Source organism: Nocardioides conyzicola, assembly GCF_039543825.1.
GTDB lineage: Bacteria > Actinomycetota > Actinomycetes > Propionibacteriales > Nocardioidaceae > Nocardioides > Nocardioides conyzicola.
Genome location: NZ_BAABKM010000003.1, coordinates 254,495 through 267,507, shown reverse-complemented (window position 1 = coordinate 267,507; position 13,013 = coordinate 254,495). Strand labels below are relative to the sequence as shown.

Sequence of the window (13,013 nt, the reverse complement as noted above, 5' to 3'; positions counted from 1 at the left end):
GCGAGGGTCCACGATGTCCGGGCCGAAGGTCCTGCGGGCTGCGGGTGCGTGCGTCAGCGGCGGGCCAGCCGCTTGGCGAGGTACGGCGCGGTCGCGCTGCCCTCGGCCGTCGCCACGTCGGCCGGCGTACCGGTCGCGACCACCTGGCCGCCCGCGTCCCCACCGCCGGGCCCGAGGTCGATGACCCAGTCGGCGGTGGCGATCGCATCGAGGTCGTGCTCGACCAGGACGACGGTGTTGCCGGCGTCGACCAGCCGGTGCAGCTGGCGCAGCAGCAGCGCCGTGTCGGCGGGGTGCAGCCCGGAGGTCGGCTCGTCGAGCAGGTAGAGCGCGTGACCGCGCCGGGCGCGCTGGAGCTCGGTCGCGAGCTTGATCCGCTGGGCCTCGCCGCCGCTGAGCTCGGTGGCCGGCTGGCCCAGCCGGAGGTAGCCGAGGCCGACGTCGCGCAGCGTCTCCAGGCTGCGGGCGGCCGCGGGGACGTCGGCGAGGAACTTCGCCGCGTCGTCGACGGACAGGCCGAGGACCTCCGCGACGTTCTTGTCCCGGTAGGTGATCTCCAGGGTCTCGGCGTTGTAGCGCGAGCCGTGGCAGGTGGGGCACGGCGCGTAGGTGCCGGGCAGGAACAGCAGCTCGACGGCGACGAAGCCCTCGCCCTGACAGGTCTCGCAGCGCCCCTCCGCCACGTTGAAGGAGAACCGCCCGGCGTCGTACCCGCGCGCCCGCGCCTCGTCCGTCGCGGCATAGAGCTTGCGGACCGCATCGAACATCCCGGTGTACGTGGCCAGGTTGGACCGCGGGGTCCGGCCGATCGGCCGCTGGTCGACGAGCACCAGCCGGTCGAACGACTCGACGGCCGCCGGGTCCTCGGCGAGCACCTGGCTGACCAGGGTGGACTTGCCCGAGCCGGACACCCCGGTGACCGCGGTCATCACGCACAGCGGGATCCGGACGGAGAGGTCCTGCAGGTTGTGGCGGGTCACCCCGGTGAGGTCGAGCCAGCCCTGCGGGTCGCGTAGGTCGTGCTCCAGCCGCTCCGCGCGGTCGAAGAGGTAGGCGCTGGTGGGCGACTCGACGACGTCCTCGAGGCCTGCGACCGGGCCGCTGTAGAGCACCCGGCCGCCCGCCTCGCCGGCACCGGGGCCGATGTCGACGACCCAGTCGGCGCGACGTACGACGTCCATGTCGTGCTCGACGACGAAGAGCGAGTTGCCCGACGCCTTCAGCCGGTCCAGCACGTCGAGCAGCGGCTCCGCATCTGCCGGGTGCAGGCCGGCGGAGGGCTCGTCGAGGACGTAGACGACCCCGAAGAGCCCCGACCGCAGCTGGGTCGCGATGCGCAGGCGCTGCGCCTCGCCGGGGGAGAGGGTCGTCGAGCTGCGCCCGAGGCTGAGGTAGCCGAGGCCCAGGTCGAGCAGCACCTCCACCCGAGCGACCAGGTCGCTGCAGATCCGGACCGCGACCTCGTTGGTCTCCTCCGGGAGCTCCGCGACGGGTCGCAGGAGCGCGGCGAGCTCGGCGAACGGCAGGTCGTTGACCTCGGCGATCGAGAGCCCGGCGAAGGTGACGGCGAGGGCCTCCGGCCGGAGCCCGCTGCCGTGGCACTCGGGGCACGGCGCGTCCTCGACGAACCGCAGGGCGCGCTCGCGCATCCGGTCGCTCTTGGAGTCGGCCAGGACGTGCAGGACGTGCTTGCGCGCGCTCCAGAACTTGCCGTAGTAGCCGTGGTCGATCCGGTCGCGCTCGGGCTTGATGAGGACGGACGGCTGCTCGTCGGTGAAGAGGAGCCAGTCGCGGTCCTTCTTCGCGAGCCTGCTCCACGGCTTCTCGATGTCGATGCCGAGCCCGGTGACGATGCTGCGCAGGTTGGCGCCCTGCCACGCGCCGGGCCAGGCGGCGATCGCGCCCTCGCGGATGCTCAGCGACCGGTCCGGGACCAGGAGCTCCTCCGTGACGTCGTGCACGACCCCGAGGCCGTGGCAGCGCGGGCAGGCGCCGGCCACGGTGTTGGGGGAGAAGGCCTCCGCCGCCAGGTGATCTGCCCCGGTCGGGTAGTCACCCGCACGCGAGTAGAGGATCCGCAGGAGGTTGGAGAGCGTGGTGATGGTGCCGACCGATGACCGGGCCGTGGGCGCACCGCGTCGCTGCTGGAGCGCCACCGCCGGCGGCAGCCCGCTGATCTCCTGGACGTGCGGTGCGCCGACCTGTTGCAGCAGGCGCCGGGCGTACGGCGCGACCGACTCGAAGTAGCGGCGCTGCGCCTCGGCGTACAACGTCCCGAACGCGAGCGACGACTTCCCCGAGCCGGAGACGCCGGTGAACGCGACCATGGCGTCGCGCGGGATGTCGACGTCGACGTTGCGGAGGTTGTGCTCGCTGGCGCCGCGGACGTGCACGAAGTGGTCGGTTGCATCGGAGGTCACTCCTACGTTGTACCCGCTCCGGCGCCTGCCCACCCGGCCGCGGGCCTGTCGCGCCGGGCACAGTGACAGGGTGGTGTCGTGAGCCCACCACGCCAGCCCACGGACGGTGGGCTCGGCTCGGCGCGCACCGGGCTGCTCGTGCTCGCCGTCGCCGTCTTCGCCGCCGTGACGACGGAGCTCGTCCCGGTCGGCCTCCTCCCGCAGATCAGCTCCGCGTTCGACGTCAGCACCGGCACGGCGGGGCTGCTCGTGAGCGCGTACGCCGTGATGGTCGCCGTCCTGTCGGTCCCGCTCGCGCTCGCCACCCGGCGGCTGCCGCGCAAGCCGGTCCTGCTCGTCACCGTCGGGGGCTACGGGGTGAGCAACGTCGTCGCCGCGGTCGCGCCCACCTTCGGCGTCCTCGCAGCGGGCCGGGTCGTCGGTGGCATCACCCACGCCCTCTTCTTCTCGGTCTGCATCGGCTACGCGGCGCGGCTCGTCCCACCGACGCAGACCGGCCGGGCGATGGCGCTCGCCTCGGTCGGCGTGTCCGGCGGACTGGTCCTCGGCGTACCGCTGTCGACGGCAGTGGGCGAGGCCCTGGGATGGCGCGTCGCGTTCGGTGCCATGGCCGTGCTGGTGGGCCTCGTGCTGGTGATGGCGGTCGTCGTGCTGCCTCCGGTCGAGGGGCCGCGCGACGACGAGGACCGGCACCCGGGTCGCCGCTGGGACCTCGCCTCCGTGGTCACCGCCAACGGCCTCACGTACCTCGGCACCTACGTCCTCTACACCTACGTCAGCGTCCTGCTGCTCGACTCCGGCGCGTCCGAGCGCTGGGTGGCCCCCACGCTGCTGCTCTTCGGCGTGTGCGGGCTCGTCGGCCTGCGCATCACGGCCGCCCAGCTCGACCGGCGGCCGCGCGGCAGCGCCATCCTCGTCCCGCTGCTCATGGCGGTGGGGTGCGGCGCGACGGCGCTGGCGTACCCGCGGCTCGCGCTCGTCGTCGCCGCAGGCATGGTCTGGCTGGCCGCCTTCGGCCCTGCCGCCTCGCTCTACCAGTCGGCGTCGGTGCGTACGGCGGCGAGCGCACCGGAAACGGCCGGCGCCTGGATCAACGCGAGCAGCAACGCGGGCATCGCCGGAGGAGCCGCCCTCGGGGGAGCCGTCATGGCGTCCTCGGGACTCACCTGGGTGGCCGGGGTCGCAGCGGTGATCGTGGCCGCCTCCGCGATCCTCGCCCTGCTATCTCGCTCGGCCTTCCCACCTGGCGGTCGGGACCTCTGACGCTCAGGTCCCGCTGCGCGGCAACGGCAGCCGGCGCAGCCACGACACCGTGCCCGCCGCGACGCCCCGGGCCTTGGGCCGCTCGGCCAGCGGCGCCACCAGCAGGGCGCAGCCGTCCGGCAGCAGCCACTTCACCTCGTGGTAGACGCGCGACAGCGACTCGTCGCTCTCGATCAGCAGCAGGCCCGGCGCCGTCTCCAGCACCTCACGCCACGGCCCAGGGGAGCCCATCACGAGGTCGACGGCACCCGGGTCACCGATCCACGCCAGACACACAGCCACGTCCACCCGGTGCCCCTCAGGTGCGGTCCGCATACTCGAGACGTGGATCCGAGCTCCGTGCCGCTCAGCGCCTTCGAGGAGATGGTCGTCGACGCCCTCGACTCGCTGCCGGACTGGGTGCTGCCCGTCGTCAACGAGATCGCGGTCCTGGTCGAGGACGAGCAGGCGGAGTCCGAACGGCGCCCGGGCGTGCTGCTGCTGGGTCTCTACCGCGGAGTGCCGCGCACGTCGCACTACGGGCGCGCACCTGGCACCCTGCCGGACACCATCACGCTCTACCGGATCCCGATCGTCGAGGTCTGCGCCCGGATCGAGGACGTGCCCGCCCGCGTCCGCACGGTCCTGGTGCACGAGGTCGGCCACGCGATGGGCATGTCCGAGACGGAGCTCAGGGAGCTCGGCTGGGCCTGACCGGGTCGCGGCCGGCGACGTGCGCGACGACGTCGGACCAGGTGAGGACGCCGACCACCCGGCCGGACAGCTCGGTGACCACGACCGCGTCCACCACGGCGTCCAGCATGGCGCTCGCCGCCGTACGCAGGTCGTCGTGCGGTGCCACCCGGACGGCGGCATCCTCGACGTGGTCACCCACCCGTCCGGCCGCACCGCTCGTGCCGAGCGTGAGCAGGATCCGCTCCGCGGTCACGAGGCCGAGGACCTTGCGGTCCGGCTCGACCACCACGAGGTGACGCAGCCCGGTCCGAGCGAAGGTCTCCGCGGCGCCGCGCAGGTCGCAGTCCGACCTGATCCCGACGACGCGTCGCGACATGAGGGCGGCGACCGGTACGACGTCCGCTCCGGCGATCCGTGCAGCTGTCTTCATGACGAGACCCCTTTCGGAGGGGAGGCCGGTGCCTCCACCTTCAGGGTCGGCCCCCGCGCTCGGCCAGGGGAGGGCCGGAGGTCGTCGCGGTCGGGACCTTCGGCACCCGGCAACCGGTGCGAACGACCCTGGGGTCGGCGGCCCAGGCGCAATCGAATGGGAGCACCGCATCGGGCGGCGAGCGGCAACGAGAGGTGGCGACCATGAGGGCCGTGATCGTGTTCGAGTCGATGTTCGGCAACACCCAGGAGCTGGCAGCTGCCGTCGGGGAGGGCCTGAGGACCGCCGGCGCCGAGGTCGCCGTGTCGGACGTCGGGCTGCTGGCGCCGGGCACGCTGGCCGGGTGCGACCTGCTCGTCCTCGCCGCGCCGACCCATGCCCTGACCATGAGCCGCCCGCAGTCGAGGGCCGAGGCGGTCTCGCGTGGTGCGGACCCCCGACAGCTCCACAGCGGCATGCGCGAGTGGCTCGACGGCGTCGACCAGAGCCTGCCGACCACCGAGGACCGGCCCGCGGTCGCCGTCTTCGACACCCGCATCAGCAAGGCCCGCCACTGGCCCGGCTCGGCGGCCGGCGCGATGGCACGCGCCCTGAGGCGGCACGGGTTCGTCGTCGCGGCGCGCGCCTCCTTCTACGTCAACGACGTGAAGGGGCCGCTCGTCGCGGGGGAGCGGGACCGTGCGGAGGGCTGGGGTTCGGCCCTGGCGACCGGTGCGCCGGCGGCGCAGCACGTCGCCGGCTAGCCCTACCTCGAGCGCCCAGGGTCTCGCTGCAGCAGCCAGATGGTGTTGGTCCCGGCAGTGTGCCGCGAGCTGAGCCGACGGGCGTTGAACCGCTCGATCCGGCTTGCTGTGGTGGTCGAGACGCCGTACGCACGGTCGTCTGCCTGCGGGAGCACCCCGAGCGAGTGGCGGGCGACCGGGGTGAAGCCGAGGTCGAGCAACGGTCCGACGACCTCGGCGTTGGTCGCGCCTGGCGCCTCGACCCCGGAGCGGGCGCGGCGGCCGAGGTAGGAGCTGGACCAGAAGTTGCGGTGGTTGTTGACGAGGAGGTAGCCGCCCGGCCGGAGTGCCGCAGCGATGGCGTCGACCGCGTCGTGGCGCAGCGCAGGGTCGGCGTTGGGGAAGAACCGGAAGGCGCTCACGAGGTCGACCGACCCGTCGTCGACGACGGTGCTCAGGGCGCGTACGTCGACCTGCCGGAAGTCGGCCGACGGCACCCGCTCGCGCGCGACGGCCAGCATTGAGTCCGCGACGTCGACGCCGACGATGTCGGAACCCGGCATCGTGGAGACCAGGAGCTCGGTGATCCGGCCCGTCCCGCAGGCGAGGTCGAGCACGGTGCGGGCGCCGGTCATGGTCACGAGGTCGCGCAGCACCGCCTGCTCCAGCTCCCACATGAGGGCCCGCATCGGCATCTCGGCGAAGCCGTCGTCGTAGTCGGAGCCGCGCCCGAGGTGACTGGTGGTGTAGTCGGAGGTCGTGTCGGGACGTCGACGGAGGAGTGCGTGCACACCTGTTGGTTCCCCGCGGCGAGGGTGCGTACGCCTGCGGGCCGGCCTCACTCGACGAGCGGGTCGGTCCGGGAGATGCGCACCTCCTCGATGTCGAGCCGTGCCTGGACCCGGCGCAGCACGATGTCGTCGATCCGCTGCGCGTCGCGCAGCTCGAGCAGCGCCTCGCGCCGTCGGCCGATGAGGGCGAGCTGGAGGCTCGTGTACTGGTCGTCGTGCTGGACGACCGGATCGCCCTCGGACCCCGAGGCGGCGAGCAGCGTGCGCTGCTTGCCCAGCTCGTGCCGGACCCGCGCGACGACGTGCTCGCCGCTGCCGAGCTCGGCGGCGGTGGCCTCGACGGCCTCGATGGCCGCGTCGAGGGTCAGCTCCTCGGCGAGCTGGATCTCCTCGGCGACCGAGTTGTCGTCGGGGAGCCGCGCGAACCGCACCACGGCCGGCAGCAGCAGCGCCTGCAGCAGCGTCAGCACGATCACGCCACAGGTGATCAGCACGATCAGGTCGCGGTCCGGGAAGGGCGCACCGGAGTCGACCGTGTGCGGCACCGCGAGGACGGCGGCGAGCGAGACGGCGCCGCGGAAGCCGGCCACCGCGCTGACCGTGCGCTGACGGGCACCGACCCGCCGGAGCCGTTGCTGCGGGCGGCGGTCGACGAGCCTGATCAGGTACGGCGTGGTGTAGGTCCACGCCCACCGCACCCCGATCACGACAGCTGTCACGACCAGCGTGTCGACCAGGGCGCGGAGCAGCGAGGTGCTGGTGAGGCCCCGGAACGCAGACTGCGCGGAGAGGCCGACGAGGACGAAGAGCACGCTGCTCAGCACCGTCGTCGAGAGCGCCCAGAACGGGAGGATGAGCTGTCGGGTCGCCGCGCCGGTGATCCGCGGCGTCACCTGGCTCATGAAGAGGCCACAGGACACGACCGCGAGCACCCCGGACCCGTGGATGCTGTCGGCCAGCAGGAACGCCGCGAACGGCGTCACCAGCATCGCGATGCTCTCGAGCATCGGGTCGTCCATGCGGCGGCGTACCTGCCAGCTGACGAGACCGACGAGCCCGCCGGCCAGCACGCCCCCGCCGTACGCGAGGACCAACAGCCAGCTGACGTGCCACCCGGTGAGGTGCTCCTCGCCGACCGTCACGCCGACGGCCAGGCCGTAGAGCACCAGCGCGGTGCCGTCGTTGACGAGGCTCTCGGCGCGCAGCACGGTCACGGTGCGCCGCGGCAGGTCGCGCGCCAGCACACCGACCGCGGTGGCATCGGTCGGCGCGAGCGCGGCGCCGAGCACCCAGGCCGGACCCCACGCCAGGCCGAGCGCGTGCGCCGCCACCGCGACCGCACCAGCCGTCGCGAACACCAGGGCGGTGCTGGTGAGGACGACGACCCGCAGGTTGTTGCGGATCTCGCGCAGCGACGTGGTCAGGCTCTCCCAGTAGAGCAGCGCCGGCAGGAAGAGCAGCAGCACGACCTCCGGGGGCAGCTGCGCGTGGCGCAGGTGCGGGACGAAGCCGACCAGGACGCCGACCAGCACCAGCAGGATCGCGGGCGCGATCGGGTAGCGGCGCGCCAGCGCGCCGCACGCCACCAGGGCGACTCCCAGGAGCACGACCATCTCGAGTCCGAGCACGGACCAAGTGTGGCCGAATCGACCGGCTCGGTGGAGGATGAGGCATGAGCCAAGACGACGAGATCCACCAGCGCATCACCGCCCTGGTCGACGAGGAGCACCAGCTCCGCGACAGCGGCGCGTCCCCCGAGCACGTGCAGCGTCTGCGTGAGCTCGAGCGGCAGCTCGACCAGGCGTGGGACCTGCTGCGCCGCCGACAGGCCGCCCGGGAGTTCGGCAAGGACGACTCCGAGGTCACCGAGCAGCCGGAGTCCCAGGTGGAGGGCTACCTCCAGTAGGTGGGCCCGGCGGGATCCGGGACTAGCCGATCCGCGGTGATCGGGGAAGGTCGTCGGCCGTGATCGGCTCGTGGGGGATGATCACGGTGGCGATGGTGCCGCCGTTGGGTGCGGGGTCGAGGGTGATCTCGCCGCCGTGCGCGCGGACGATGTCGCGGACGATGGAGAGACCGACGCCGATGCCCTGGGCAGCGCTGTCGCGGGCGCTGGTGGTGCGGTAGAAGCGGTCGAACGCCTGGCGCCGTTCGACCTCGTTCATCCCGACACCGGTGTCCGTGACGGTGAGGCAGAACCCTCCGGGCAGGTCGTGGAGCTGGACGTCGACCCTCCCGCCGGCGGGGGTGTACTTGATGGCGTTCGAGATCAGGTTGTCGACGACCTGGTCGAACTGAGGGGGGTCGATCCGCCCGGTGACGCCGTCCGGAAGGTCCGCCCACATCCTGACACCTGCTCTCGAGGCGGCCGGGCGGTGACGCAGGACGACCTCCGCGACCGCTGGGCCGACCTCCTGGAGGACGGGCTCGACCGACGCGTGGACATCGCGGTTGGCGACCAGGAGCGTGGAGATCCGGTCACGGAGGGTCTCGGCGTTGCGGGTCATGACGGCCAGGGGAGCCAGGGCCGGAGAGCCTGGCTCGAGTGCGTCCTGGGCGAGCTCGAGGTACCCCATGATCGAGGTCAGCGGGCTGCGCAGCTCGTGGGAGACCGTGGCGAGGAACTCCTCGCGCACGCGGAGGGACTCGACCAGGTCGGTGATGTCCCAGGCCGCGACCACGGCACCCAGGGCTGTTCCGTCCGCGCGGCGTACCCGGCGCGATCCGGCGACGAGCGCCACCTGGCGCCCGCTCGACCCCCACCACTCGAGGTGGCTCGCGACCTCTTCCTCGCGCAGTGCGGTCGGCACCAGCTGGTCCTCGAGCGCGATCCGGTGCGTGCGGTCGGCGGTCCACACGTGCTCCCCGGCGTAGGGAGGCTGGTCGAGCTTGAACCCGCCGATCCTGGCGAAGGTCTCTCCGTGCTCGTTGCCGAGCTTGAGCTCGCCGTCGGGGCCGTAGAACCACACCGCGGCACCGACGGTGTCCAGCACGGCCTGGGCGACGGTGACCTGGTCGTTCGCCGACTGGAGGGCCGCACGCAGCTCGGTCGTGTTCGTGAGCAGGTGGTTGCGGTTGTGGCGCAGCATGGTGGACACGATCTGCGCGACCACGATGAGGGACAGGGCGACCAGCGGCAGCAGCAGGGTGTCGACCCATGCCAGCCGGGTGGTGGGCCAGACGTCCTGACTGACGTAGGAGTAGCCACCGACGAGGCAAGCGCTGGCGAAGGCGGCGACGACGCCCGCCCAGGCAAGCTCGAACCCGAGCCAGACCAGGGGCAGGATCGTGAGCAGCGCGATCGTCGGGATGACCGCCACGCCCCCGATCTGGAGCAGTGTCAGGGCGACGACGTCGGTGGCCGGGATGATCACCCGTTGACGCGGACCCCAGTCCTCCCACCGCACCAGGACCAGAGCGAGCGTCGATGCGCTCAGGAGGGCCAGTGGTGCGATCAACGTGAGAGGCCGATGCTCGACCGCTGGGTCGGGCCACAGGCCGATGACCGCGAAGACGGTGAGAATGACGGTTGGTGCCTGCCACACGGCGAGGACGGTCAGCCTGCTGTTGGCGACCGGGACCCCTTGTGGTTGTAGCAAATGTGTTCTCCTAGGTTCCTGGGTCCCGGAACCCCGATGTCGCGCGAAGGCGACACCCTCCTTCTACCCTTCGCGGGCCTGTCCCAACCAGCGCAGCCGCGCGGCCCGGGTGGGTGATCGACGGCGGCGGCCGCTGGCGTCCGCCGATGTCACAATTCACGGGAGTTCAGCCGCTCACAGCTCGAACGGCTCGTAGCAATCGGACGTCTCGTGGTGGACGACCTGCCCTCGCGTACCTCAGCTGCGCAGGCGAACATGCGAAAGAGGCCCCCGCTCCACCGCGGGACGGCAGGGCGAGGGCCTCGATCGAGGGCTACGACTAGATGTCGTAGAACGGGCCGAACGGGTCACTGACCTGGACGACCAAGGTCCCTTGGGCCGAGTGCTGGTCACGCTGCTCGACCATCGCGACCAATTGACGTCCCAGGCAGAACGCGATGAGGTCGAGCACGAGATGCGGTCTGCCGTTCGGGGCCACTTCCCTGTGAGTTGACTTGCCTGCCGTGCGGGCCAGGGGCACCGCGTCCATAGCGGCGATATGACGCCCCCAGGGAACGCGCGGATTGCAGTATGGAGGGGCGGAGCCCGCCGTGCGGCAAGGTCGCGTGTCAGTCCGTGACGCGGCGTGGTCGGGTTTTGTCGTCCGGCCTGGCGGGGCGCGGCCTAGGTCGACGGCTTCCAGGGAAGGTGCTCGTGCGAAAGCCAGACTGCGTCGGGGCGGAGCGTCGTGATGAGCCTCTGACCCTCGGTGGTTGGTTCGTCAAGCTCACCAAACCACACTGCGGTGTCCCCGGCGATGACGAGGCGTTGTTCGCCGCTGTCGACGACAACGATCTGCGAGCCATCGGTGTGTCCGGGTGCGGGCAGGAGTCTGATGCCGGGCACGATCTCGGTCTCGCCGTCGACCGCTGTGTAGCGCACACCTGGTGCTTCCACCCACTCGCGCAGCGTGTAGTCCTCGAGTGAGAGCGCATCGTCAAGCTCTCGGCGCTGGACATAGACCGGGCGCGACTCGAACAAGTGGTTCCCGCCGCAGTGGTCGGCGTGCAGATGGGTGTTGACCACGATGTCGATGCTGGCGAGTTCGACCTCTTCGGTCCATGCGCGCAGCCGAGGGTCCATGTCGAACAGGGCCGGGTGCTGATCCTTGATGCCGGTGTCTACGAGGATGCGAGTGCCCCTGTGGTCGATCAGGTGCACATAGACGGGCATGCGCCCGCCGCTCCCGGCCTCGATTCCAAAGTCGGCTGTCAGCACTGGCGTCACGGTGGTCGGGTCAGTCATTTGCCCCCTCCCGCCCCAGCTCGTGTCGCCCTGCGTCGCTGCCCGCAGCCTTGGTCGTGCCCACCTCGCTGACTCTTCACGACGGCTACGACCTGTGCTGGGGAGCAGACTCATCGGTCCGCGACCCGCGCCCGGCGGCACTGAGCTGGTGGACGCTGACCCCTGACCATCGACGTTCCGGACGAGGGCAAGGACGTCGTGGGGGGCGAAATCGACGTGGACGGCGGGAACGTGCTGGGTGCGCGAGTCGGCGGAGTGACGCTCCCGGAATCGTGCCGGGACGACGGTGCATGACTGGCGAGCTGACCCTCCGGAAGCATCACTGACTCCCCGTCGCCCGCTGATCGGCAGGACCGCGCAGCGCCGGCGGCATGCCCGGATGGATGAGAAGCGGTCCCCATCGACCGCTCGGGCCATACTCCGATGATGCGCGCCCACCTTGCCTCGGCGATGACCCTTCTGCTTCACGACCTCAAGAAGACGGGTGCGCCGGTCCCGCTGGTCGAGGAGTCCGACTGGCAGGACTATCCCGGGGCGGAGTCGGCAATGTTGCGTAGTTCAGACTTCACCGGCATGGGGGTCTGGATCGACACAGGTGCATCGGAGGCAGCGCAGATTGCCATGCTCGCTGATCAGGTGCAGGAGTGGGTCGTGGAGCTGGCCGAGCCACGAGTGACGAACTGGCCCCAGTGCCCGGAGCATCCTAAGAACCATCCGATGGCCGCCGTAGCGAACGGCAACACCGCCACGTGGGTCTGTCCCAAGTCGAAACGCCAGGTGAGCGAGATCGGCCAGCTCGCACCGCCTGCGTGACACCGGATTCGACATCGTCTCGCACGCTCGCTCATCGGCAGATCCATGCGGCCGACAGGCGGCGATAACACGCGCCTCACGGCCAAGACGCTCAGGAACTCGGCAGGAACTTCATCGCGTCAAGGCTGCAGCTGAAAACCACCCCGCAGAACACCGACCTCCAGATCGTGGCGCTCCTCGCCCAACACCGCCAGACCGATCGACACAGCCAGCTGCAAGTGTTCAGAGCTTCTTCTTGACCTTGAAACTGGTGGTCGATTTCGCGTCCTCGAAGTTGTCGGACACGAAGATCACGGTCACACGGTAAGTGCCCTTCTTCCTCAACTTCGGGCCTTTCAAGCGGAGGGCAGTGCCCTCGTAGGCGTGCTTCTTCGTCGTCTTGAAGCCCTTCGGTCCCGTGATGGCGACCGTGACCGTCCCTTGGGGCTTCACCCCGCCCCGTGACACGACAGCCACCGATAGGGCCGGCCTCTTGCCTTGCTCGACGACCTTAGGGACCGCGACCTTCAAGGCGACACGCCCGCAAGAATCTGGCGCATAGGGCTCGGGTACGCACCCGCCAGCGGAGGCGGTCTGCATCGAGCCTCCAAAGAGGCCAGTCGACAGCAGGACCGCAGCGATCAGACCGAACGCGAACTTCTTCACCAAGACTCCACCTGAACGTTTCGGTCTGGACCGCAATCGAACCACAACACCCGACTTCGTGCTTCCGAGACGCCAGTCAGCGCACGCCCACCGTCTCGTGCCCGATGCCCTCCACCACGCGATCAACTGATCGCGGTGGAGCGCGCCACAGTCGCTGTCGGATCGGGAGCCCGACTCACGGTGTAATGCCGCACTCGGCGGTATCTCGTACCTGAACGGGCAGAAGTGTTGCGGACACGGGTCTTCTGAGCGTGCGGTGAGCGTCAAGGCTGCACTTCCGCCCGTCCGACTACGAGGACCTGCGTCGATCTGGGCGGTGTGCAGCGCCCTCGTCGCCTCGGTCACGTCACGCCGCTCGACGTACCAACTGT

The 13,013-nt window shown here is 70.9% G+C and carries 14 protein-coding genes; 5 read left to right on the top strand and 9 right to left on the bottom strand.

The genetic code is table 11. The features are described 5' to 3' along the window. Positions 1 to 53 precede the first annotated feature (53 nt). Complete coding sequence (locus tag ABEA34_RS19115) at positions 54 to 2,420, bottom strand: ATP-binding cassette domain-containing protein (RefSeq protein ID WP_425576895.1); 2,367 nt, start codon at positions 2,418 to 2,420, stop codon at positions 54 to 56. A gap of 78 nt (positions 2,421 to 2,498) precedes the next feature. Here ABEA34_RS19115 and ABEA34_RS19110 point away from each other — a divergent pair, with 78 nt between their 5' ends. Next, positions 2,499 to 3,683: an MFS transporter gene (locus ABEA34_RS19110; RefSeq protein ID WP_345523100.1), complete on the top strand. Its 1,185-nt coding sequence runs from the start codon at positions 2,499 to 2,501 to the stop codon at positions 3,681 to 3,683. A gap of 3 nt (positions 3,684 to 3,686) precedes the next feature. Here the strand turns inward: ABEA34_RS19110 and ABEA34_RS19105 are convergent, their stop codons facing one another. Continuing rightward, positions 3,687 to 3,971, bottom strand: coding sequence for a hypothetical protein (locus ABEA34_RS19105; RefSeq protein ID WP_345523099.1), 285 nt, complete (start codon positions 3,969 to 3,971; stop codon positions 3,687 to 3,689). A 36-nt stretch (positions 3,972 to 4,007) separates the two neighbouring features. On the opposite strand from ABEA34_RS19105, the gene ABEA34_RS19100 reads away from it, so the two are divergent. Next, on the top strand, positions 4,008 to 4,376 hold the full coding sequence (locus ABEA34_RS19100; RefSeq protein ID WP_345523098.1) for a metallopeptidase family protein: 369 nt from the start codon (positions 4,008 to 4,010) through the stop codon (positions 4,374 to 4,376). Here ABEA34_RS19100 and ABEA34_RS19095 read toward each other — a convergent pair. Then, positions 4,354 to 4,788: a CBS domain-containing protein gene (locus tag ABEA34_RS19095; RefSeq protein WP_345523097.1), complete on the bottom strand. Its 435-nt coding sequence runs from the start codon at positions 4,786 to 4,788 to the stop codon at positions 4,354 to 4,356. The genes ABEA34_RS19100 and ABEA34_RS19095 overlap by 23 nt on opposite strands. A 203-nt stretch (positions 4,789 to 4,991) precedes the next feature. Between ABEA34_RS19095 and ABEA34_RS19090 the strand changes: the two genes are divergently transcribed. Continuing rightward, positions 4,992 to 5,531, top strand: a complete 540-nt coding sequence (locus ABEA34_RS19090) for a flavodoxin family protein (protein ID WP_345523096.1) — start codon at positions 4,992 to 4,994, stop codon at positions 5,529 to 5,531. A 2-nt stretch (positions 5,532 to 5,533) separates the two neighbouring features. On the opposite strand, the gene ABEA34_RS19085 is transcribed toward ABEA34_RS19090, so the two are convergent. Beyond that, complete coding sequence (locus ABEA34_RS19085) at positions 5,534 to 6,301, bottom strand: class I SAM-dependent methyltransferase (RefSeq protein WP_345523095.1); 768 nt, start codon at positions 6,299 to 6,301, stop codon at positions 5,534 to 5,536. A 47-nt stretch (positions 6,302 to 6,348) separates the two neighbouring features. After that, complete coding sequence (locus ABEA34_RS19080) at positions 6,349 to 7,929, bottom strand: Na+/H+ antiporter (RefSeq protein WP_345523094.1); 1,581 nt, start codon at positions 7,927 to 7,929, stop codon at positions 6,349 to 6,351. Between the two features lie 44 nt (positions 7,930 to 7,973). Here ABEA34_RS19080 and ABEA34_RS19075 point away from each other — a divergent pair, with 44 nt between their 5' ends. Beyond that, on the top strand, positions 7,974 to 8,207 hold the full coding sequence (locus tag ABEA34_RS19075) for a DUF2630 family protein (RefSeq protein ID WP_345523093.1): 234 nt from the start codon (positions 7,974 to 7,976) through the stop codon (positions 8,205 to 8,207). 22 nt (positions 8,208 to 8,229) lie between these two features. Here the strand turns inward: ABEA34_RS19075 and ABEA34_RS19070 are convergent, their stop codons facing one another. The 3 genes from ABEA34_RS19070 to ABEA34_RS19060 all read right to left on the bottom strand — a co-directional run bounded on the left by ABEA34_RS19070 (position 8,230) and on the right by ABEA34_RS19060 (position 11,184). Beyond that, complete coding sequence (locus tag ABEA34_RS19070) at positions 8,230 to 9,759, bottom strand: sensor histidine kinase (protein WP_345523092.1); 1,530 nt, start codon at positions 9,757 to 9,759, stop codon at positions 8,230 to 8,232. 460 nt (positions 9,760 to 10,219) lie between these two features. Then, the gene (locus ABEA34_RS19065) at positions 10,220 to 10,351 is read right to left on the bottom strand and encodes a hypothetical protein (protein WP_345523091.1); all 132 of its coding nucleotides are present in this window, start codon (positions 10,349 to 10,351) and stop codon (positions 10,220 to 10,222) included. A gap of 212 nt (positions 10,352 to 10,563) precedes the next feature. Then, positions 10,564 to 11,184 (bottom strand): MBL fold metallo-hydrolase, encoded by a 621-nt coding sequence (locus tag ABEA34_RS19060; protein WP_345523090.1) that lies wholly within the window; start codon positions 11,182 to 11,184, stop codon positions 10,564 to 10,566. Between the two features lie 426 nt (positions 11,185 to 11,610). Here ABEA34_RS19060 and ABEA34_RS19055 point away from each other — a divergent pair, with 426 nt between their 5' ends. Further along, on the top strand, positions 11,611 to 11,997 hold the full coding sequence (locus tag ABEA34_RS19055; RefSeq protein WP_345523089.1) for a hypothetical protein: 387 nt from the start codon (positions 11,611 to 11,613) through the stop codon (positions 11,995 to 11,997). Positions 11,998 to 12,219: 222 nt separating this feature from the next. Here the strand turns inward: ABEA34_RS19055 and ABEA34_RS19050 are convergent, their stop codons facing one another. Continuing rightward, entirely contained in the window at positions 12,220 to 12,642 is a 423-nt protein-coding gene (locus ABEA34_RS19050; RefSeq protein ID WP_345523088.1) for a hypothetical protein, read from the bottom strand. Between the last annotated feature and the right edge of the window lie 371 nt (positions 12,643 to 13,013).

Bases quoted from the DNA above. Each gene is read 5' to 3' on its own strand.
- ABEA34_RS19095 (WP_345523097.1), bottom strand. From the start codon at position 4,788: ATGAAGACAGCTGCACGGATCGCCGGAGCGGACGTCGTACCGGTCGCC.
- ABEA34_RS19075 (WP_345523093.1), top strand. From the start codon at position 7,974: ATGAGCCAAGACGACGAGATCCACCAGCGCATCACCGCCCTGGTCGAC.
- ABEA34_RS19060 (WP_345523090.1), bottom strand. From the start codon at position 11,184: ATGACTGACCCGACCACCGTGACGCCAGTGCTGACAGCCGACTTTGGA.
- ABEA34_RS19090 (WP_345523096.1), top strand. From the start codon at position 4,992: ATGAGGGCCGTGATCGTGTTCGAGTCGATGTTCGGCAACACCCAGGAG.
- ABEA34_RS19055 (WP_345523089.1), top strand. From the start codon at position 11,611: ATGCGCGCCCACCTTGCCTCGGCGATGACCCTTCTGCTTCACGACCTC.